General features: G+C 61.8%; 23 protein-coding genes and 1 pseudogene. 11 read left to right on the top strand and 13 right to left on the bottom strand.

Going from position 1 to position 18,363, the window contains the following annotated elements; genetic code table 11:
• Positions 1-25 precede the first annotated feature (25 nt).
• Both HXX25_RS10710 and HXX25_RS10705 read left to right on the top strand, forming a co-directional pair.
• On the top strand, positions 26-205 hold the full coding sequence (locus HXX25_RS10710) for a hypothetical protein (RefSeq protein WP_187165907.1): 180 nt from the start codon (positions 26-28) through the stop codon (positions 203-205).
• 120 nt (positions 206-325) lie between these two features.
• A complete protein-coding gene (locus HXX25_RS10705) occupies positions 326-634 on the top strand; it encodes a hypothetical protein (RefSeq protein WP_187165906.1) in 309 nt (102 codons plus the stop codon).
• Positions 635-641: 7 nt separating this feature from the next.
• Here the strand turns inward: HXX25_RS10705 and HXX25_RS10700 are convergent, their stop codons facing one another.
• Complete coding sequence (locus HXX25_RS10700; RefSeq protein ID WP_187165905.1) at positions 642-1,166, bottom strand: hypothetical protein; 525 nt, start codon at positions 1,164-1,166, stop codon at positions 642-644.
• Positions 1,167-1,229: 63 nt separating this feature from the next.
• Between HXX25_RS10700 and HXX25_RS10695 the strand changes: the two genes are divergently transcribed.
• Positions 1,230-2,231 carry a glycerophosphodiester phosphodiesterase family protein gene (locus HXX25_RS10695; RefSeq protein ID WP_187165904.1) on the top strand — a complete coding sequence of 334 codons (1,002 nt, stop codon included), beginning with the start codon at positions 1,230-1,232 and terminating at the stop codon, positions 2,229-2,231.
• Between the two features lie 72 nt (positions 2,232-2,303).
• On the opposite strand, the gene HXX25_RS10690 is transcribed toward HXX25_RS10695, so the two are convergent.
• Positions 2,304-2,516 carry a cold-shock protein gene (locus HXX25_RS10690; RefSeq protein ID WP_187165903.1) on the bottom strand — a complete coding sequence of 71 codons (213 nt, stop codon included), beginning with the start codon at positions 2,514-2,516 and terminating at the stop codon, positions 2,304-2,306.
• A 308-nt stretch (positions 2,517-2,824) separates the two neighbouring features.
• On the opposite strand from HXX25_RS10690, the gene HXX25_RS10685 reads away from it, so the two are divergent.
• The 4 genes from HXX25_RS10685 (at position 2,825) to HXX25_RS10670 (ending at position 6,465) form a co-directional block, all read left to right on the top strand.
• Complete coding sequence (locus tag HXX25_RS10685; protein ID WP_187165902.1) at positions 2,825-3,184, top strand: hypothetical protein; 360 nt, start codon at positions 2,825-2,827, stop codon at positions 3,182-3,184.
• Positions 3,185-3,477: 293 nt separating this feature from the next.
• A complete protein-coding gene (locus HXX25_RS10680; protein WP_187165901.1) occupies positions 3,478-4,494 on the top strand; it encodes an aspartate-semialdehyde dehydrogenase in 1,017 nt (338 codons plus the stop codon).
• Between the two features lie 124 nt (positions 4,495-4,618).
• A complete protein-coding gene (gene rarD, locus HXX25_RS10675) occupies positions 4,619-5,512 on the top strand; it encodes an EamA family transporter RarD (protein ID WP_187165900.1) in 894 nt (297 codons plus the stop codon).
• Positions 5,509-6,465, top strand: a complete 957-nt coding sequence (locus tag HXX25_RS10670; RefSeq protein ID WP_187165899.1) for an alpha/beta fold hydrolase — start codon at positions 5,509-5,511, stop codon at positions 6,463-6,465. The genes rarD and HXX25_RS10670 overlap by 4 nt, the downstream gene beginning before the upstream one ends.
• 158 nt (positions 6,466-6,623) lie before the next feature.
• Here the strand turns inward: HXX25_RS10670 and HXX25_RS10665 are convergent, their stop codons facing one another.
• Positions 6,624-7,757, bottom strand: a complete 1,134-nt coding sequence (locus HXX25_RS10665) for a serine hydrolase domain-containing protein (protein ID WP_187165898.1) — start codon at positions 7,755-7,757, stop codon at positions 6,624-6,626.
• Positions 7,758-7,766: 9 nt separating this feature from the next.
• A complete protein-coding gene (locus HXX25_RS10660; protein ID WP_187165897.1) occupies positions 7,767-8,597 on the bottom strand; it encodes a bifunctional hydroxymethylpyrimidine kinase/phosphomethylpyrimidine kinase in 831 nt (276 codons plus the stop codon).
• Positions 8,598-8,620: 23 nt separating this feature from the next.
• On the opposite strand from HXX25_RS10660, the gene HXX25_RS10655 reads away from it, so the two are divergent.
• Entirely contained in the window at positions 8,621-9,466 is an 846-nt protein-coding gene (locus HXX25_RS10655) for a CoA ester lyase (RefSeq protein ID WP_187165896.1), read from the top strand.
• Entirely contained in the window at positions 9,463-9,810 is a 348-nt protein-coding gene (gene arsC, locus HXX25_RS10650) for an arsenate reductase (glutaredoxin) (RefSeq protein WP_187165895.1), read from the top strand. The genes HXX25_RS10655 and arsC overlap by 4 nt, the downstream gene beginning before the upstream one ends.
• A gap of 226 nt (positions 9,811-10,036) precedes the next feature.
• On the opposite strand, the gene queG is transcribed toward arsC, so the two are convergent.
• The 3 genes from queG to HXX25_RS10635 are packed head-to-tail and all read right to left on the bottom strand — an operon-like array spanning position 10,037 to position 12,729.
• Positions 10,037-11,071, bottom strand: a complete 1,035-nt coding sequence (gene queG, locus HXX25_RS10645) for a tRNA epoxyqueuosine(34) reductase QueG (RefSeq protein WP_187165894.1) — start codon at positions 11,069-11,071, stop codon at positions 10,037-10,039.
• Entirely contained in the window at positions 11,052-11,717 is a 666-nt protein-coding gene (locus HXX25_RS10640) for a glutathione S-transferase family protein (protein WP_187165893.1), read from the bottom strand. The genes queG and HXX25_RS10640 overlap by 20 nt, the downstream gene beginning before the upstream one ends.
• Positions 11,718-11,748: 31 nt before the next feature.
• The gene (locus tag HXX25_RS10635) at positions 11,749-12,729 is read right to left on the bottom strand and encodes a cation diffusion facilitator family transporter (protein ID WP_187165892.1); all 981 of its coding nucleotides are present in this window, start codon (positions 12,727-12,729) and stop codon (positions 11,749-11,751) included.
• 140 nt (positions 12,730-12,869) lie between these two features.
• Here HXX25_RS10635 and HXX25_RS10630 point away from each other — a divergent pair, with 140 nt between their 5' ends.
• The gene (locus HXX25_RS10630; RefSeq protein ID WP_187165891.1) at positions 12,870-13,544 is read left to right on the top strand and encodes a hypothetical protein; all 675 of its coding nucleotides are present in this window, start codon (positions 12,870-12,872) and stop codon (positions 13,542-13,544) included.
• Between the two features lie 3 nt (positions 13,545-13,547).
• On the opposite strand, the gene arsB is transcribed toward HXX25_RS10630, so the two are convergent.
• The 4 genes from arsB to HXX25_RS10610 form a co-directional block, all read right to left on the bottom strand.
• Complete coding sequence (gene arsB / locus HXX25_RS10625) at positions 13,548-14,630, bottom strand: ACR3 family arsenite efflux transporter (RefSeq protein WP_233346646.1); 1,083 nt, start codon at positions 14,628-14,630, stop codon at positions 13,548-13,550.
• Positions 14,627-15,115 carry an arsenate reductase ArsC gene (locus tag HXX25_RS10620; RefSeq protein WP_187165890.1) on the bottom strand — a complete coding sequence of 163 codons (489 nt, stop codon included), beginning with the start codon at positions 15,113-15,115 and terminating at the stop codon, positions 14,627-14,629. The genes arsB and HXX25_RS10620 overlap by 4 nt, the downstream gene beginning before the upstream one ends.
• A complete protein-coding gene (locus HXX25_RS10615) occupies positions 15,112-15,450 on the bottom strand; it encodes a helix-turn-helix transcriptional regulator (protein WP_187165889.1) in 339 nt (112 codons plus the stop codon). The genes HXX25_RS10620 and HXX25_RS10615 overlap by 4 nt, the downstream gene beginning before the upstream one ends.
• A gap of 74 nt (positions 15,451-15,524) precedes the next feature.
• Complete coding sequence (locus HXX25_RS10610; protein ID WP_187165888.1) at positions 15,525-16,079, bottom strand: hypothetical protein; 555 nt, start codon at positions 16,077-16,079, stop codon at positions 15,525-15,527.
• 126 nt (positions 16,080-16,205) lie between these two features.
• Between HXX25_RS10610 and HXX25_RS10605 the strand changes: the two genes are divergently transcribed.
• Positions 16,206-17,057 carry a 1-acyl-sn-glycerol-3-phosphate acyltransferase gene (locus HXX25_RS10605; RefSeq protein ID WP_233346645.1) on the top strand — a complete coding sequence of 284 codons (852 nt, stop codon included), beginning with the start codon at positions 16,206-16,208 and terminating at the stop codon, positions 17,055-17,057.
• Here HXX25_RS10605 and HXX25_RS10600 read toward each other — a convergent pair.
• Positions 17,054-17,434: a VOC family protein gene (locus HXX25_RS10600; protein WP_187165887.1), complete on the bottom strand. Its 381-nt coding sequence runs from the start codon at positions 17,432-17,434 to the stop codon at positions 17,054-17,056. The two genes, HXX25_RS10605 and HXX25_RS10600, sit on opposite strands and share 4 nt — an antisense overlap.
• A gap of 111 nt (positions 17,435-17,545) precedes the next feature.
• Positions 17,546-18,322 (bottom strand): annotated as a pseudogene (locus HXX25_RS10595) (succinate dehydrogenase iron-sulfur subunit).
• Positions 18,323-18,363 lie beyond the last annotated feature (41 nt).

Here is an 18,363-nt window from a genome sequence, read left to right as displayed (position 1 = left end):
TTTGCAGGGGTTGAGAGGGGTATCCATGTTGAAGCGTATCAGCGTTTTTATTCTGGCGGCCGCCGGTGCACTCGCCCTGTCGGGCTGCATCACGCCCTATGAGGGCCGCCCGTCGGTTTGCGAGGGCAATGGTCCCAGTGATCCGAACTGGCCGTATTGTTCGGGCGACCAGCCGGGAGGTGGCGAACCCTCTGACTGGCCTTAGCGTCTGTACTCATAAAGGGTTTGGACTGCTGCGCCGCACATGAATGCGGGATGAGTGCGGCTTTCAGGTTTTGCTCAAATCCACTGGTGTTTTCTTCCTTCACCCACAGGGGAGGTGATCATGGATTTCTTGCCAGACTATCTTGATATCATACCGGTCGCAGCTTTGTGCGCCCTGCTGATCGGCGGCGCGGTCCGGGCCTTCGGTTCGAAATGGCTGTTTACCGCGCTGCGTCACATGGCGGGCTTTGCGATGCGCCGGCGCGGTGTGTCGACCGCCGTGCTCGGTGCCGCGGCGTCCGCGGGACTGGCGGCGGCCAGTGCGCTGGGTGTGCAGCCGGTGGAAATGGGCGATGCCGTCAGCTGGTTCCAGTCGCAATTCCTAGACGTGGCACAGGCGGCTGAACTGATGGACACTTTGCCGGACTAGGGCCTCGCTATTCGCCCTCTTCAGAATGCAGAAATTCAAAGCCCATGGCGCCGCCGCCATAGACGCCATTGGCATAATGGTTGGCTTGGTCATTGAACCAGTCGGTCAGGTGCTCGAACAGTATGGCGAAGAATTCCTGCAACCGTTCTTCGGTGATCGGCAGGCGGAAGGCAAAGTTGCGGCCGCCGACAATGCCGACATCCAGATCCGGGCCTTCCTTTTCGGCCGACAGGACCACGCGGATCCAGTCGCCGGTGTGAGAGACCCGTACGGCGAGGCCGAACTTGATCTCGCCCAGTGGCAGAAAGCCCTGGCCGGATACGGAAAAAGCTCCGGAGCCATGATCCACCGGTGAGAACGGGCCGTCCGGCGGCACCAGATAGACGCATTTCTTAGAGTCGCCGAGATATTTGCAAAAGCCCGTCGATATCTGTTCGGCGAGCGACCGCACCAGCGAATAATTATCGAGGCTGGCCTGACCATAACGGCTGGCGGCTTCAGCCAGGGTGTCAAAACGGGTGGGCGCGCTCATCTTTGTCTCCCAATCATCATGAAGTCAGGCTAGCCTGTTGCCGAGAGATTGGGGAGGGGTGACATGCGCACAGCAATTCTACTGGCCGGCCTGGCTTTGATGGCGTGTTCGCCGGCCGCCGATTCGCCGTCATCGGAGACGGTGATGTGGAATACGCGCACCGGCGCACCGCCGCAGGTCATCGCCCATCGCGGGGCGAGCGGGGATCTGCCCGAGCACACGCTTGAGGGCTATGCGCTGGCCATCGAACAGGGCGCAGACGTCATCGAGCCCGACCTTGTCGTCACCGCCGATGGCGTTCTTGTGGCGCGCCATGACGCCTATCTGTCAACCACGACAAATGTGGCCGATCATCCCGAATTTGCCGATCGCCGGCGCGAATTTCTCGGTCATACGGACTGGTGGGTGCATGATTTCACGCTGGAGGAATTGCGCACGCTGCGCGCCGTCCAGCCCCAGCCCGACCGTGATCAGTCCTATAACGGGCTCTACATGATCCCGACATTTGAAGAGGTTCTGAACCTGGTGGATGCGGCCGAAGCCGCGTGTGACTGCGTGATCGGGATCGAACCGGAAGTGAAACATCCCGAAGAGTTTGCCGAAGCCGGCCTCGATCCCTTGCCGCTGCTCAATCAGGCCCTGCTGGATCATGGCCTTTATGCCGAGGATGCGCCGGTTGTGGTGCAATCCTTTGATGCGGGCTTCCTGATCCGTATGAGCGCGGTCGCGCCGGTCCGTCTGGCGATGCTGTATTCGTCTCCGGACGAGCCGGGCGGGGATATGAATGGCTATCCGCTGGAAGCGGTGGCACAGTTTGCCGACGGTCTGGGCGCCAACAAGGCCTTGCTGCTCAATCCCGATGGCAGCTCGACCGGATTGCTGGAAGAGGCCCATGCGCTCGGGCTCGATATCCATGTCTGGACGGTACGCGATGACCGCGAGCCGGTCGTGGGCGAGACCGTCGAAGACGAACTGCGCGCGCTTTATGCGCTCGGTGTGGATGCGGTGTTCACCGATTTTCCGGCGACGGCGGTGCGGGTCCGGGCCGAAATGGCGGCCGAGTAGACCGCAAAAGAAAACGGCCGCCGGAGGAACCGGCGGCCGTCTCACTGTCCTGAAATCAGAACGAAGGTGTGACTATTCTGCGTATTGCAGGTTCACAGCCTTTGGACCCTTGCCACGGCGATCCGGCTCGGTGTCGAACGTGACACGCTGGCCGTCTTCGAGGCCTGGCAGACCCGATGCGTTGACTGCAGAGATGTGAACGAACACATCTGCGCCGCCCTCGTCAGGAGTGACAAAGCCGAAGCCTTTGCTGTGGTTGAAGAATTTGACTGTACCTTGAGCCATAATAATAAGCTTTCCTCGTGTGATGCGTCCATCACATAAGCAATCATAGCCCGGCCAGCGTCCCGGCGGGGCGACGAGCAAGCTATTTCGGGGAAAGTCTGAAGTCTTACGTGCCTGATGACTCAGGAAATCAAATAGGACAGTCTTGTATTTCCGCCGGGCCTGTAAACAAGGCCGCCCGTGCAAGGCGATATATGCCTCAAAGCGTGAGAGAAATCAATCAAAGTCTTTGTGATGCTTGAATTGACCCTTTCCGCCGACAGGAATGATATTGTATTTACGGTGAAATTGCCGACCGGGACAGACACATGAATCGCCGCAGAGACTTCCTCGACCGCACCTACCGGGCCCGCCAACGCAAGGCAAAACAATCGCGCGACCTGATCAATCCGGCCGCCATGATGCGGTTTGCCGGGCTGGTCGCGGCGATCCTGATCGGGATTGCGGTGTTTATCGGATTTGATTCCGAACGGATGGAATCGGGCTGGATGCAGAATTTCGCCAGCCTCGATGCGATCACCCGGCCGGTGTTTCTCGGCGGATCCCTTCTGGAATATGCCATCATTCTCTCGATCGGCGTGTATGCTGCCTGGGCCTTGTGGCGCTCGTCGCGCGCGCGGTCTCAGGATGCGGATGATGACGTGGACGACGCCTCATCCTCGCGCTGAGGACCGGCATTGCGGGGTGTTTTGTGGCGCGGGCGAATATCAATGACCCACAGGCCAATGAATATGGCTGCGTTGACGATGATGGCGAAGACGGTCCAACCACTCATCCGGAGAAAAATAGAACAGGCGGGCGGTGCGCCAAAGGGGGATTGTCGCTGAAAGCGTCTTGCCGGACGCTGTGGGCAGGCGCTCTGAAACGCAGGTGCGGGCCCCTGACATTCATCTGGCCCCTCCCCATATCGGCGTAAAGGGTATATGCCGCGCATCCATCAATGACGTTAAGGGATTCCACCATGGGTTTGAAAGTTGCGGTACTGGGTGCCACAGGAGCGGTCGGCAAGGAAATGCTGACGATTCTGGCCGAGCGCCTCTTTCCGGCAGACGAAATTCACGCACTTGCCACGCGCAAGTCGATGGGTGTGGAAGTGTCCTACGGAGACCGCGATCTGAAGGTGAAGGATGTGGCGACCTTCGATTTCTCGACCGTTGATCTGGTGCTGATATCCGCCGGCGCGGATGTGGCGCTGGATATGGCACCGAAAATCGCGGCTGCCGGCGCCATCGTGATTGATAACTCCTCGGCCTTCCGAATGGATCCCGACGTGCCGCTCGTGGTGCCGGAGGTCAATCCGGACGCGCTGGAAGGTGTCAGGAACAAGCGGATCGTGGCCAACCCCAATTGTTCCACCATCCAGATGGTTGTGGCACTCAAACCCCTGCATGACCTGGCTGATATCAGCCGGATTTCGGTCTCGACCTATCAATCGGTCTCCGGCGCCGGCAACGCCGCCATGGACGAGTTGTGGCGTCAGACCCGCGGCATCTTCGTCAATGACGGGGTGGAGAAGCACGAATTCACAAAGCAGATCGCCTTCAATGTGATCCCGCGCATCGGTGATCTGGTGAAGGGCGGCGCAACCACCGAAGAGCAGAAAATGGTCGATGAGACCCATAAGATGCTCGACCCGGATATCCGCGTCATTGCCTCTTGCGTGCGCGTCCCGGTCTTTGTCGGCCATGGCATGAATCTGCACGTCGAATTCAACAAGCCGGTTTCAGCCAAGGACGCGCGGGACTTGCTGCGGGAATCGCCGGGCCTGATGCTGGTTGATAATCGTGAGGATGACGGCTTCGTCACACCGGTCGAGTGCGTCGGCGAGTTTGCCGTCTTCGTTTCCCGGGTGCGCGAGGACCCGACCGTCGAGCACGGCCTGGCCATGTGGGTGGTCTGTGACAATCTGCGCAAGGGTGCGGCGCTCAATGCGGTTCAGATCGCCGAAGCGCTGAACAATCGCGGCCTGATCGGCTGATCAGGGATCTGACTCGTGGGATTGAAATACGGGGCGGATAATCGTGACCGCGCCGCCGCAATAATCGGGTCGCGTATCGTATCCGTATATTCTAGAGACGCGCTCTCTATGAGGAACGATATGGATGCCTGAATCCGGTCATGCCAGCCCCGTCCGCGCTGCCTCCGCGGCGATTGCCAGCTATACGATCTGGGGGCTGTCGCCGATCTTCTACAAGCTTCTGGGCTTTGCGGGCGCCGCCGAGATTGTCCTGCACCGGGCGGTGTGGTCGGTGCCGACCCTGGCGCTGGTGATCTGGCTGGCGCGCAGCTGGAGCAGTGTGGTCTCGGTTCTGACCCGGCCGAAAACACTGGGTCTGCTGGTCTTCTCGGGTATCCTGATTGCCGGAAACTGGTGGTTGTTCATCTTTGCGGTTCAGACCGATCAGGTGCTGGAAGTCTCGCTGGGCTATTACATCAACCCGCTGATGAATGTGGCGGTCGGCATCATCGTCTTCCGGGAAAGTTTTGGCTGGTGGCGGGCGGCGGCGATTGGTCTGGCGGCGATCGGCGTGATCAACCAGATCCTGACCGTGGGCAGCCTGCCGCTGATCGCGCTGGCGCTGGCGGGCTCGTTTACCGTCTATGCCTATATCCGCAAGACGATTGCGGTCGACGGGCGGGTCGGTCTTTTCGTCGAGACACTGGTCATCTTCCTGCCTTCGCTGATTGTCCTGAGCTTCATCGAAACCTCACCTGCCGGGCATTTCACCGATGGCCCGTTGCAGGCTTTCCTTCTGATCATGGCCGGGCCGATGACGGTCGCGCCGCTCCTCCTGTTCATCATCGGGGCGCGGGGGCTGCATTTTGCCACGGTGGGCATACTGCAATTTCTGGCACCGACGCTCCAATTTGCCGTCGCAGTGGCCTATGGTGAACCGTTCACGGCGGCGCATGCGCTGACCTTCGCCTTCATCTGGGCGGGGCTGGCCTGTTTCACCGTCTCCATGCTGCGCCGACGAAAGGTTCAATCTACATGACGACATTCCCCAATCCGGTCCGGGTCAAAAGCGGTGATATCGAGATGTCCGTCCATATCGGAGGGCCGGGCGAGGGCATTCCGCTGCTCCTTCTGCATGGCTGGCCGGAGCTGGGTTATTCCTGGAAGCCGGTCTGGGATCCTCTGGTGAATGCCGGCTTCCGCGTGATTGCACCCGATCTCAAGGGCTTTGGTGCCTCGGATGCGCCGGAGGATGTGGATCAGTATGGCATTGACGAAATGACGGCAGACCTGACGGGCCTGCTCGATACGCTGGGCATAGAGAAAGCGGTCTGGTGCGGGCATGACTGGGGCGGCATCATCATGTGGCAGGCGGCCTGCCTTGTGCCGGAGCGTTTCCTCGGCGCGATCGGCGTGAATACGCCGCACCTGCCGCGCCCCTCCACGCCGCCCTCGGAAGCCTTCATGGGCATGGGCGGGGAGGATCACTACATCCTGCAATTCCAGAACCCCGAGACTGTGCGCGAGGCGTTTGAAGGCCAGGAAGACGCCTTCTTCAACTATATTTTTGCCGCGCCGCCGCCGGCTGACATGCTGGATCAACTTTTTCCCGGCGTGACGCACATCATCCGGAATTTCAAAAAGCACGGCGGCCGGTCAGAAGCCGAACTCGTCGTGCCCAAGGCCGACCGCGATGTCTATGCTCGCGCCTATGCGAAGACCGGCGCTGTCACGCCGACGCATATCTATCGCAATTTCGACCGCAACTGGGAGCGGATGGGCGGGGTGGATCATCGCCTGTCCATGCCCTGTCTGATGATTGGCGCGGATGCCGATTTCATGCTGCCGCCGGTGCTCATGCAATGGATGCCGGCGCTGTGCTCGGATCTGGAAACCCATGTGCTGGAGGGCTGTGGCCACTGGACGATGTGGGAACGGCCGAATGATCTGGCCGGCTTTATCGAGGACTGGGCGATGCGGCGGTTCGGTTGAGAGCCATGACGGTTTTCCTCCCCCGTTTACGGGGGAGGGGGACCGCGTAGCGGTGGAGGGGGCGTGTTGCCACCCGCCATTCGCCCCCCTCGGTCCTGGGGACCACTCCCCCCGCAAGCGGGGGGAGAAAAAGGAGCGCTAATTCCCGGAATGGCGCGCTACAAACACCCGTAAACCGCATTGATCAGCGACACGGCGCGCGGGTCGCCGGCGAGGTGGAAGCTGAGCTGGCAGGGCGTATAGCTGCCGGAGAGATGGCGCACCGGATCGGCAAAGCCGCACGACCCGCCCATGCCGTAATGACCGATACTGGCGCTCTCCGGGCCGTAAAACCCGTTGGTCGTATTGCGCATCACGCCCATGCCCAGCGACAGGTCAAAGGGCAGAACCCGGTCGGGTCCGCGCACCTGTTCGGCCATGAGCTCGGCAATCGTTGCGGGTGCGATGAGCGCGTCATCGCCCAGCCGGCCCTCATTGGCATAAAGCCCCATCAGCGCCGCGATGGACCGGGCATTGCCGTGGCCGTTGGCGGCGGGAAATTCGGCCTTGCGCCATTCGGCTGCGCCGCGGCGGCCGGGGCTGGACCAGGGTTTGAGGAAGGCGAGCTTTGTGATCTCGTTGATCTCGCCCAGATCGGGCGCTTTGGGCGGCAGGCGGTGCTCGGCGGTGCGGGCGTGCTCGCTTTCCGGTGTGCCAATGAAGAAATCAATGCCGTGTGAACCTGTGATTTCGGCCTTCAATATCTGCCCGATGGAGCGGCCATCTGTCCGCAGGGCAATGGCATCGGCGATGAAACCATAGACCAGCGGACTGTAGCCGGACCCGTCACCGGGCGGCCAGAGCGGGGCTTGCGCGGCAATGCGGGCCTCGATGAAATCGCGGTCAAACCAGTCACCGGCTTCCATCGGTTCGATGAGACCGGAGAGGCCCGCCTGATGCGAGAGCGCCTGCGCGATGGTGACCTCGCTTTTGCCATTGGCGGCAAAGTCCGGCCAGTAATCGGCAACCCGGTCGGTAAAGGCAAAATGGCCCTGATCCTTCAGCCAACCCATGACCAGGGCGGTTATCGCCTTGCCGGTGGAGAAGACGGGCACGATTGTATCTTCAGCCCATTCGGCCTCGCGTTTCTTGCCGGTCCATCCGCCCCAGAGGTCGATGACGGGTTTTCCGTCGATCTCGATGGCGAAGGCGGCGCCGATTTCATCGTTGCCGTCCCAGAGAGACGCGAAGGCGTCGCGGACGGGTTCAAAGCCGGGCGCGGTAAATCCGTGAATGTCGGGTGTATCGGTCATGAGGCGGAGCTAGTCGTTTAGCGGCTGCAAATCAATCCCGGCGTCCGGGTGCAGGGGCAGCTGGCGGGCGTGGATGTCGGGGAGGTCGGACATCTGACCCTCACGCGCCTTCAGCGCCACATCGAGCGTGTTGCGGGCCGCCGTCTCGAAAGCTGTCCCCGGTTCAGCGCCGGTCAGCAATTCGGCCAGCCATTCCGCGGTCAGAAAATCACCGGTTCCGTTGGGCAATCCATCCAGCTCGGCATGGGCGGCGAGCACGGCATGACCGCCGGAATGGTAGGCGGTGCCGAAACGGTCGCCAAACCGGGCTGATGTCATGAAGGTGACGGGCGACACCGCACCGGCCGCAGCGATGAAATCATCTGGCGATGTAATCTCTCGACCACTCAGCCACCCCAGCTCGAACGCATTGGGTGTGATGATGTTCGCCAGCGGCAGAAGCTGATCGCGGATGGCAATGGCAACGTCTTCCGCGACATAGAGCGCGCCATGATCGCCAATGATCGGGTCGACGACGATGAGCGGGTGCGGCGAGGCCTTGCGGATTTCGCCGATGGCGGCTGCGGCAATCTCTACCTGTTCGGCGCTGGCGAAATAGCCGGTCAGGACCGCATCGAATTGCGCGAATAATCCTTGTGCCGCGACCCCTTCCAGCATGGAGCCGAATTGTTCCGGCGGCACGGCCCCGCCGCCCGGCGCGCCGTGGCCCGGATGCCGCCCCAGAAGGACGGTCGGGCAGAAGACGGTGTCGATGCCGCGCGCTTCCATGGCCGAGACAGCGACGCGTCCGCCGACACGGCTGGCTGCAACATGAGAGGAGAGAATCAGGACGCGCGTCATGCCCGCATGTTATAGGGATGGACATGACTGACCAGAGCTCGATTCGCCTCATCCGGTCGGCGCTGTTTGTGCCGGGATCGCGTCCGCGTGCGATTGAAAAAGCCGCCGGTCTGGGCGCGGACATGCTCATCCTTGATCTTGAAGACGCCGCCGGGCCGGAGGAAAAGTCCGCCGCGCGCGGCCGTGTGGATGACGCGCTGGCCCATTGGGCGGGGTGTGGCGCGATCCGCGCTGTGCGCGTCAATGGTATCGGCTCCGGCCTTGAGGGCGGTGACATCGCCGCGGCGCGCGGAGCCGATGCGATTGTCCTGCCCAAGGTGGAAAGCGTGACCGATCTGCAGGCCGCGCGCGTGTTGATCCCCGAAGGCCCGCCGCTCTGGGCGATGATCGAGACGCCGGGAGCCTTGTTCCATCTGCGCGAAATCGGCGAGGCCTCTGCGGCGCTGGGGCTGGCCGGGCTGATCGCCGGGACGAATGATCTCGCCAAGGCATTGAAGACGACGAGCCGGGCGGCGCTGGTGCCGCACCTCGCATTGATCGTGGCCGCCGCGCGGGGCTGGGGGCTGGTGCCGCTGGATGGCGTTTACAATGCCTATCAGGATGGAGACGGGTTTGCCGCCGAAGCGGCAGAGGGCAAGGCGCTGGGCTATACCGGCAAGACGCTGATCCACCCTTCACAGGTCGCGGGCGCGAATGACGCTTTCGGCCCGTCGCAAGACGAGATCGCCCGCGCGAAGCGGCTTGTGGCCGCCTTTGCCTTGCCCGAAAATGCGGAAAAGGGGGCAATACCCTTTGAAGGCACAATGGCCGAACGTCTGCATCTGGCCGAGGCCGAGGCGATACTGAAACAGGTAAAGGACGCAAAATGAGTGTTGTGATCTGGCATAATCCCCGCTGCACGAAGTCGCGCGAGACGCTGAAATATCTCGAAGACCACGGCCATAAGCCCGAAGTGCGCGAATATCTGGTGGATGTGCCCAGCGTGGCGGAACTGAAAACCGTGCTGAAACAGCTCGGCTTCAGCTCGGCGCGGGAATGGATTCGCACCAATGAGGCCGATTACAAGACGCTGAACCTCAAGGGCGAGGACAAGGACGACAAGTTGCTGGAAGCCATGGCCGCCCATCCCAAGCTGATCGAGCGCCCGGTGGTGATCGCCAATGGCAAGGCCGCGCTCGGCCGCCCGCCGGAGAATGTGCTGGGGATATTGTAGGCGTTTTGCGTGGTTCGAGGCCGCCTGCGGCGGTACCTCACCATGAGGCAAGTATTTACACGTCACCCTCCGACTTGATCGGAGGGTCTCTATGACGAGATCGTCCGGTCCCCCGTTTTCACGAGGGCAAGCAAGCCGGACGATGACGGTTGTATTTGCATCCCCCACCTCATCCTGAGGTGCTCGCGCCAGCGAGCCTCGAAGGATCAGGAAGCAGGGGTGACGGCTATTTTAGTTGGGCAAGCGCCCAGTCCGCTGCTTCGGCCACCACCGGGTCGGGATCGGATCGCAACCCATCGACCAGCGGCAAAAGCGCCGCGTCGCCGGAATTGCCCGCCGCAATGAGGCAATTGCGGATGAAGCGATCCCGCCCGATGCGCTTGATGGGAGAGCCGGAGAACAGGCTGCGGAAACCGGCATCATCCAGCACGAGCAGATCGGCGAGTGGCGGGGACTTCAGATCGTCGCGGGCGACGAGTTTGGCTTCTGAGGCTGTCGCGGCGAATTTGTTCCAGGGGCAGACGGCCAGACAATCGTCGCAGCCATAGATCCGGTTGCCCATGGCTTTACGGAATTCCACCGGAATCGGGCCTTTATGCTCGATGGTGAGATAGGAGATGCAGCGCCGCGCATCGAGTTGATAGGGCGCGGGGAAGGCATCGGTCGGGCAGATGTCGAGGCAGGCGGTACAGGAGCCGCAATAATCGGCCTCGGGCGTATCCGGTTCCAGTTCTGCCGTGGTCAGCATGACGCCGAGGAAGAGCCACGAGCCATGTTCCCGGCTGACGAGATTGGTGTGCTTGCCCTGCCAGCCGAGCCCCGCCTTTTCGGCCAGCGGCTTTTCCATCAGGGGCGCGGTATCGACAAAGACTTTCACCTCCTCGCCGGTCTCGCGCGCAAATGTCTGCGCGAGCTGTTTCAGCTTGCCCTTCATCACGTCGTGATAATCGCGGTGCCGGGCATAGACGGAAATATTGCCGGTGGAGGTGGCTTTCAGGTCTTCGAGCGGGTCGCTCTCCGGTCCGTAATTCATGGCAACGACCAGCGCGGATTTCGCCTCCGGCCACATATTGGTGGGCTGCTTGCGGCGCTGCAGCGTTGTCTCCATCCAGCCCATAGAGCCATGACGGCCTTGCTCGACAAATTCCTCCAGCCGTCCGGCCGCCGCCCAGGCCTCATCCGCGCGGCAAACGCGGACGTCGGAGAAGCCGAGCGAGGTGGCTATTTCTTCGAGCGCGGCTCTAGAAGTCGAGATCATCATAATGCTTTGACGGCGGGACGCCGGGCAAGCGGTCATTGAGCAGGCCGCGGAAGGCGGGGCGGCATTTGATGCGGGTATACCAGGTCTTCACGGCCGGAAATTCCTCGAAGGGCGCATCGCCGAGATAGTCCGCGCAGGACAAATGCGCAGCCCCGACAATATCGGCGAGGGTGAAGCGCGGTCCGGCCAGACCGTCGCGTTCGTCCAGAAGCCCGGTCAGATAATCCATGTGCCAGCGCAGATGATCGCGCCCCTCGCGGATGGCCTGCGGGTCCGGCGCGCCGAGTGATTGCGCGCGCTTTTCCAGCTTTTCATGCAGGAGATAGGCATTGACCTCGCCATCATATTTCAGCTCGAACCAGCCCATCAGGCGGCGCACTTCGGCGCGCTCAACCGCGCCACGCGGCAGAAGCGGCTGTCCCGGAAAGGCGTCTTCGAGATATTCCAGGATCGGGCGCATCTCGGCGATGGTGGCGCCGTTATCTTCCAGCACGGGCAGATGGCCCGCCGGGTTGAGGCGAAAGAGCGGCTCCGGCCTCAGCCAGGGGCGTTCTTCCTCGAGATCAAAATCCAGCCCCTTTTCCGCAAGCGCGAAGCGCGCTGCGCGGGATCCGGGATCAAGGGGCCAGTGGTGGAGACGTCGCATGGGCGCACGCTAGGGTGATTTTTCGCCGCGTTTAAGTGTCTTTGGCTGTTTCGGCATCATTTTCCGAGCGGAAAAAGTCCAGCCCGTGCGGTTCGGCTTTGCCGTGCGGGTCGGCGTGGATGAGGATATCAGCTGCGGGATAGCGCTCCAGCAGGCGTTTTTCCGCCGCGACGACGATTTCGTGAGCGGCTTCCAGCGTCAGCTTCGCATCGAGATCCATGTGCATCTGGATATGGATGAGCGGCCCGGCGGCACGGGTACGGACCTGGTGCACATCGATGACGCGCGGATCGTCCTCGGCGATCTCGATGATCCGGCGGCGTTCGCGGTCCGGCAATTCCTGATCGAGCAGATGGGTCAGCGCGCCGCGTCCGACTTCTATCGCCGACCAGGCCAGCCAGAGAGCCACCCCGGCCCCGATAATCGGGTCAGCGACGGGGATGGACAGGAAAGCGGCGGCCCCGATCCCTGCAATCACGGCAAAGTTGGAGGCGAGGTCGGCCACATAATGCGCCCGGTCGCCGGAGACGGCGACGGAACCGGTTTGCTGCACGGCTTTGGTCTGGGCCCAGACCAGACCGGCCGTCAGGATGATGGACAACACCATGACGGCGATGGCCCAGCCCCCATTCAGAACGGGCCGCGGATCAATGGCGTGCAACCACGCCTCCCGCAAAAGCAGAACGGCCGACAGGGCGATAAACAGGGCTTGCAGGAAGCTGGCAAAGGCCTCTGCCTTGCCGTGCCCGTAGCGGTGATCGTCATCGGCGGGCGCGGCGGCATAGCGCACGGCAAGGAAGGTGGTGATGGAGGCCGCCAGATCGAGCGCGCTATCGGCCAGCGAGGCCAGCAAGGCGACAGAGCCGGAGGCGATCCAGGCGGCGAGCTTGGTGATGACCAGTGTCGACGCCACCAGAACGGACAGCGTCGTGGCGCGGCTGGTGATCTTGCGCGCTTCGCCCGGGTCCATGCGGCCCGGGCCTGCGTCGTGATGGGCATGATCGTGTGGCATGCCTGTTTATGACGTAATGCGGATTGAAGCGTCAAACCCCAAGTTTGCAATAAAGAATGATTGTCAGGCCGAGCCGACGGAATCGAATTTACAGCACGTTGGTCTTGCGCCGACCCGCTTTGCTGCGCGATGATACCGGAATGAGATATTCGCTTCCTGTCCTCGCTCTCGCTCTGGGCCTCGCGGCCTGTGGTTCCACCAATGACCGGGCCCCGACCTTTCGTGGTGGAGCGGGCGGCGACGCCGCTTACGGACGCGGTCTTCGCGCGCTGGAAGCGGGACGGATCGACCAGGCGAATGAGTATTTTGCCTGCGCGGCGCAATTTGGCGGCGGTTATGAAGTGGCCTGGTATTATGCCGGTACGACGGCGCTGGAACTGGCCGATGCGGGCGGTGAAGACGCTGACGGTTATCGCGAGGATGGCGAATATTATCTGACCACGTCGGGTCTGGCCGGCTGGGGTGCCTCACAGGCGGCGCTGGCGGAATATTATCATGCGCAGGGCAATGCCGACGAGGCCGTCTACTGGACCATGCTCTACACAAACAATGTGCGTGAAATGTCGCTGGGTCTGACCCGGATGGACACGGATACGATTGGCGACATTCGCGACAGCGTGTCGGCCGAACAATTCGCGCAGACGCAGCTTCGCGCGCTGCAGTTTGTCCCGCAACGCATTCCGCCCGGCCGTCCGAGCGAGGAGTGCAATGCCGCCATCCAGGGTGATCGCGAACCCTCCGGCCGCCAGCGTGCCACAACGCCGATGACATCCCCTCAGGGATCACAGCGCCGGCAACCCGGCTCGCCCTACTAGCGTCTAGCGCTGCGCAAAGCCCGAGCGGGTGCGGTTGGCGATGGCGACCAGCGACAGCATGACCGGGACTTCCACCAGAACGCCGACAACGGTGGCCAGCGCGGCTCCGGAGTTGAGGCCGTAAAGCCCGATGGCGACGGCGACCGCCAGTTCGAAGAAATTCGAGGTGCCGATCAGCGCGCAGGGGGCTGCGATGGCGTGGGGTGATTTCAGCGCCCAGGCGGCGCCATAGGCGAGGAAGAATATGCCATAGGTCTGGATCAGCAGGGGCACGGCGATCATGGCGATCAGAAGCGGCTGTTCCAGAATGACATTGCCCTGAAATCCGAAGAGCAGCACTACGGTCAAAAGCAGGCCGCCCGCCGACAGGGGCTTGATCCGCGCCGAGAAGGCGTCCAGACGCGCTTCGCCCTGTGCGCGATTTCCCCGCAACAAGGCACTTCGTGTCGCGATTCCGGCCGCCAGCGGCGCAGCCACAAACAGGCCGGCCGACAAGAGCAGGGTCTCCCAGGGCACGGTCAGTCCGGTCACGCCCAGCAGAAAGCCGACAATCGGCGCAAAGGCGATGATCATGATCAGGTCATTCACCGTGACCTGAAGCAGTGTGTATTCGGCATCGCCGCCGGTCAGCCGCGACCAGACAAAGACCATGGCGGTGCAGGGCGCCGCGCCCAGAATGATCAGGCCGGCGATATATTGCTCGGCATCGGCGCTCTCCATGAAGGGCGCGAAGACATAGCGGAAAAAGACAATGCCCAGCGCCGCCATGGTGAAGGGCTTGATGGCCCAGTTGACGATGATGGTGATCAGCAGGCCCTTGGGCCGGTCACCGATGCGGGCGAGGCTGGCCGGATCGATATTGACCATCATCGGATAGATCATCACCCAGATCAGCACGCCGACGGCGAGATTGACCGAGAAGATCTCCAGCGTGCTGAGAAACGCAAAAGCGCCGGGCACCAGATTGCCAAGCAACAGGCCCAGCCCGATGGCAAGAGCCACCCAGACGGACAACCAGCCTTCGAACAGGCCCATTTGGGTGTCTGGTGTGTCCGGCGCGGGAACGGGCTTGTGACCGGATGTCATGATTTGCCGATCCTTGCTGCGGCGCGGCGCAAGGCGAGCCGGTCGAGTGAGTCCATGGGCAGGTTGACGAAGGCTTCGATGCGGCGGGCCAGTGCCTTGTAGGTGTCGAGAAAGGCGACTCGTTTCTCGGCGTCACTGCCCTCTATGGCGGCCGGGTCCGGTAATCCCCAATGCGCCGTTACGGGTGTGCCCGGCCAGACCGGACAGGCCTCGGCGGCTGCAGAATCACAGACGGTAAAGACGAAGTCTATTCCGGCCTCCCGGCTCTCGCCATCGGCAAATTCGCTCCAGTTTTTCGAGCGCAGGCCGGTGGTGTCGTAGTCGAGGGAGTCGAGTAATTCCAGCGCAAACGGATTGACCTTTCCGGCGGGCAGGGAGCCGGCCGACAGGGCACGAAAGCGGCCCTTGCCGAGCCGGTTCAACAGGCATTCGGCAAGGATGGAGCGGGCCGAATTTCCGGTGCAGAGAAACAGGACAGTCTTCATCTCGCCTCGTCCTTGTGGATTTCGGGAAGGCGTGTGCCGCATAATTCCGGGCGGCCGCGGCAGCAATCGCTGACCAGAAAGCCGACGATGGCCTGAACGGTTTCAGCCCGGACGGAATAGAGAATGGTGCGCGACTGTCGCCGCGACTGGATAAGACCGCTGCGCTGCAATGTCTGAAGATGCGAAGTCAGCGTGGAGGGCGGAATATCCAGTTCGAGCGCCAGCACACCGGCGCTGATGGCCTCCGGCGCCGACCGCAACAGGCGGCGGAACAGGGCCAGGCGGGTCTCATGCCCCAGGGCGGCGAAAATTGTCGTGGCGTCTGTCAATTCCATATTTCGAGTATTATCGAAAAATGGAATTGCGGCAAAGCGGAATTGTCTGTTGCTATGGCGCTTGTTTTGTCCGGTCAGGCCAGACGGCGAAACGCCGCGACCTGACCGGCAATCGTTTCATCCAGACGCCAGTCCATATCGTGTGAGAGCTGTTTGAACAGCGTCTTGCCGAATTCGGTATCAATGCCCTCGATCAGGAGCAGGCCGCCACATTTCAGACGGGCCATGGCATGACGGAAATGGGCGGCGAGCACGGCCAGAGACGGGGTTCGCGCAAGCCAGACCGTGTCGACCTCTCCCGCAGAACCGGAATGACCGATATTGGCAAAGACCCGCAGGCGGGCCGCGCTGCAGCCGCGCAGCTGGCAGATCGCTTCAACCGTATCGGCCGAGGCCGCCGGAGCGACGGGTGATGAAAAGACGCCGCGATCCAGAAAAGCCGCAGAGATTCCGTCTGAAGCGCCCAGTTGCAGCACCTTGTCACCGGCATGGGCAATCTCGCCGAGATAATCCTCCAGCGCGGCATCCAGCGGACCGCGGCGGCGCAAGGCCGAGCGTTGCATCTTGCGCAAAGGTGACGCAAGGCGGGTCAGGAATGACGGAGCAAATGCGGTATCGACAACGGCCATGATCGTCCCAATCGTGTACAGTGTGTTAACGTCGGAACATTCCCTCGCAAGGCGAAGGCCAAGTCTTGCCAAGAGGTTAATGCCGTTCCTGCTTGCAGGTTTTTATGGTCATGCGATGAATGCGACATGGAGTATGCCTATGCCCCGCCGAGCGACGATATGAATCGTCATGTCGTGGACCGCCTGATTGAGGAGCGCGCGCCGCGTCTCATCTCGCGCCCGCGCGTCTGGGCGGCGATTCGCAATATCGCCTATCCCATGCTGGGGTATAAAAAGGCCGTCGCCATTGCCGATGCGATTGCCGACAAGTCCGGCGACGAAACGCTGCACTGGGTCAGCGAATATCTTCACCTGCAGCCGCAGCCGGAAAATCTGGATATCGTGCCGGAGGCGGGCGGCTGTGTGGTCATTGCCAATCACCCTGGCGGGATTGCCGATGGTGTGGCGGTCTGGGATGCGCTCCGGGAAAAACGCCCGGACGTGTGCTTCTTTGCCAATCGCGATGCCTTGCGGGTCAGTCCGGGTCTGGCCGATCTGATCATTCCGGTCGAATGGCGCCAGAATCTGCGCAGCCGTCAGAATGCACGCGAGACGCTGCGCTCTGCGCTGGAGGCGTTCAAGTCGGACCGGTGCGTGGTGATCTTTCCCGCCGGGCGCATGGCGGAATGGAACTGGAAGCGCTTCACGCTGGATGAAAAGCCATGGGCGCCGACGGCGGTCAGTTTTGCCCGGCGATTCAAACAACCCATCATTCCGCTGGGTGTACGCCAGCGCATGCCGATCCTCTATTATGCGCTCGCCCAGGTGCATACCGAGCTGAAAGACATGACCGTGTTTCACGGCTTCATGGGCAAGAAGGGCGCGCACTATCCCTTGCGGTTTGGCGCGCCGATTGATCCAGCCGCCCTGCCCGAGAGCGAGGCCGAGGCGACCGCGATTGTCAAAGCCGCCTGTGAACAGCTGGCGTGGCGGCGCTAGCGGTGCTGGTCAATCAGGACCGGATTGCCGTCCGGATCGGTCAGGGTGAAATGGGCCGGGCCTTCGCTTGCGGCGTCTATCAGCTCGCCGACATCCAGGCCCGCCGCTGACAAGCGCTTTTGCAGAGCGCGGACATCCTCAAACTTTTCCACATTCTTCGCGTCCTGATCCCAGCCCGGATTGAAGGTGAGGCAATTTTTATCGAACATGCCCTGGAAGAGGCCGACGACTGTCGGGCCATTCTTCAGGATCAGCCAGCCTTGTGACTGATCTCCGCCCATCTTCGAAAAGCCGAGCGTTTCATAAAACGTCTTCGAGGCTTCGATGTCCTTGACGGCGAGGCTGATGGAAAATGCGCCCAGAGAGCTTTGTGTCATGGCGTGTCCTTTCGCGTTCATAGCGCTACGCTAGCGCAAAACGCGCGCAGGACATCACCCGATCGGGTGGAATCGACACTTTTGCGGCGGTTTTCGGCGGAAAAGGCTTTCCTAGCCTTCGCGCTCGACCATCATCTTCTTGATCTCGGCAATCGCCTTGGCGGGGTTCAGACCCTTGGGGCAGGTTTGCGCGCAATTCATGATGGTGTGGCAGCGATAGAGCTTGAACGGATCTTCGAGATCGTCGAGCCGCTCGCCGGTCATTTCATCGCGGCTGTCGGCAATCCAGCGATAGGCGTGAAGCAGGGCCGCCGGGCCGAGATATTTGTCGCCATTCCACCAATAGGACGGGCAGGCGGTCGAACAGCAGGCGCACATGATGCATTCATACAGCCCGTCGACCTTGGCGCGATCCTCTTCGGACTGACGCCATTCCTTTTCCGGCGCCGCGGTCTTGGTCTGTAGATAGGGCTGCACGAAGGCCTGCTGGGCATAGAAATCGGTGAGGTCGGGAATGAGGTCGCGTACCACCGGCTGGTGCGGCAGCGGATAGATTCACCGCCCCGTCATCTCGTCCATGCCCTTGGTGCAGGCAATCGTGTTGCGGCCGCCGATATTCATGGCGCAGGAGCCACACACGCCTTCCCGGCAGGAGCGGCGGAAGGCGAGCGATGAGTCGACATTGTTCTTGATCCACAACAGCGCGTCGAGCACCATCGGCCCGCAATCGTCGAGATCGACGGTATAGGTGTCCCAGCTGGGATTGCCGCCGGCTTCCGGATCATAGCGGTAGACCTTGAAGGTGCGGGTGTTGGTCGCGCCTTCCGGCTTGTCCCATGTCTTGCCCTTTTTGGGTTTTGATCCGCGTGGCAGGGCCAGCTCAACCATTTGAGACTCCACAAATGTTCATTTCAAACTGACGCTGAATG

This window comes from Hyphobacterium sp. CCMP332, assembly GCF_014323565.1.
GTDB lineage: Bacteria > Pseudomonadota > Alphaproteobacteria > Caulobacterales > Maricaulaceae > Hyphobacterium.
Note: the sequence above shows the minus strand (reverse complement) of the source record. Positions and strands in the feature narration are given on the sequence as shown.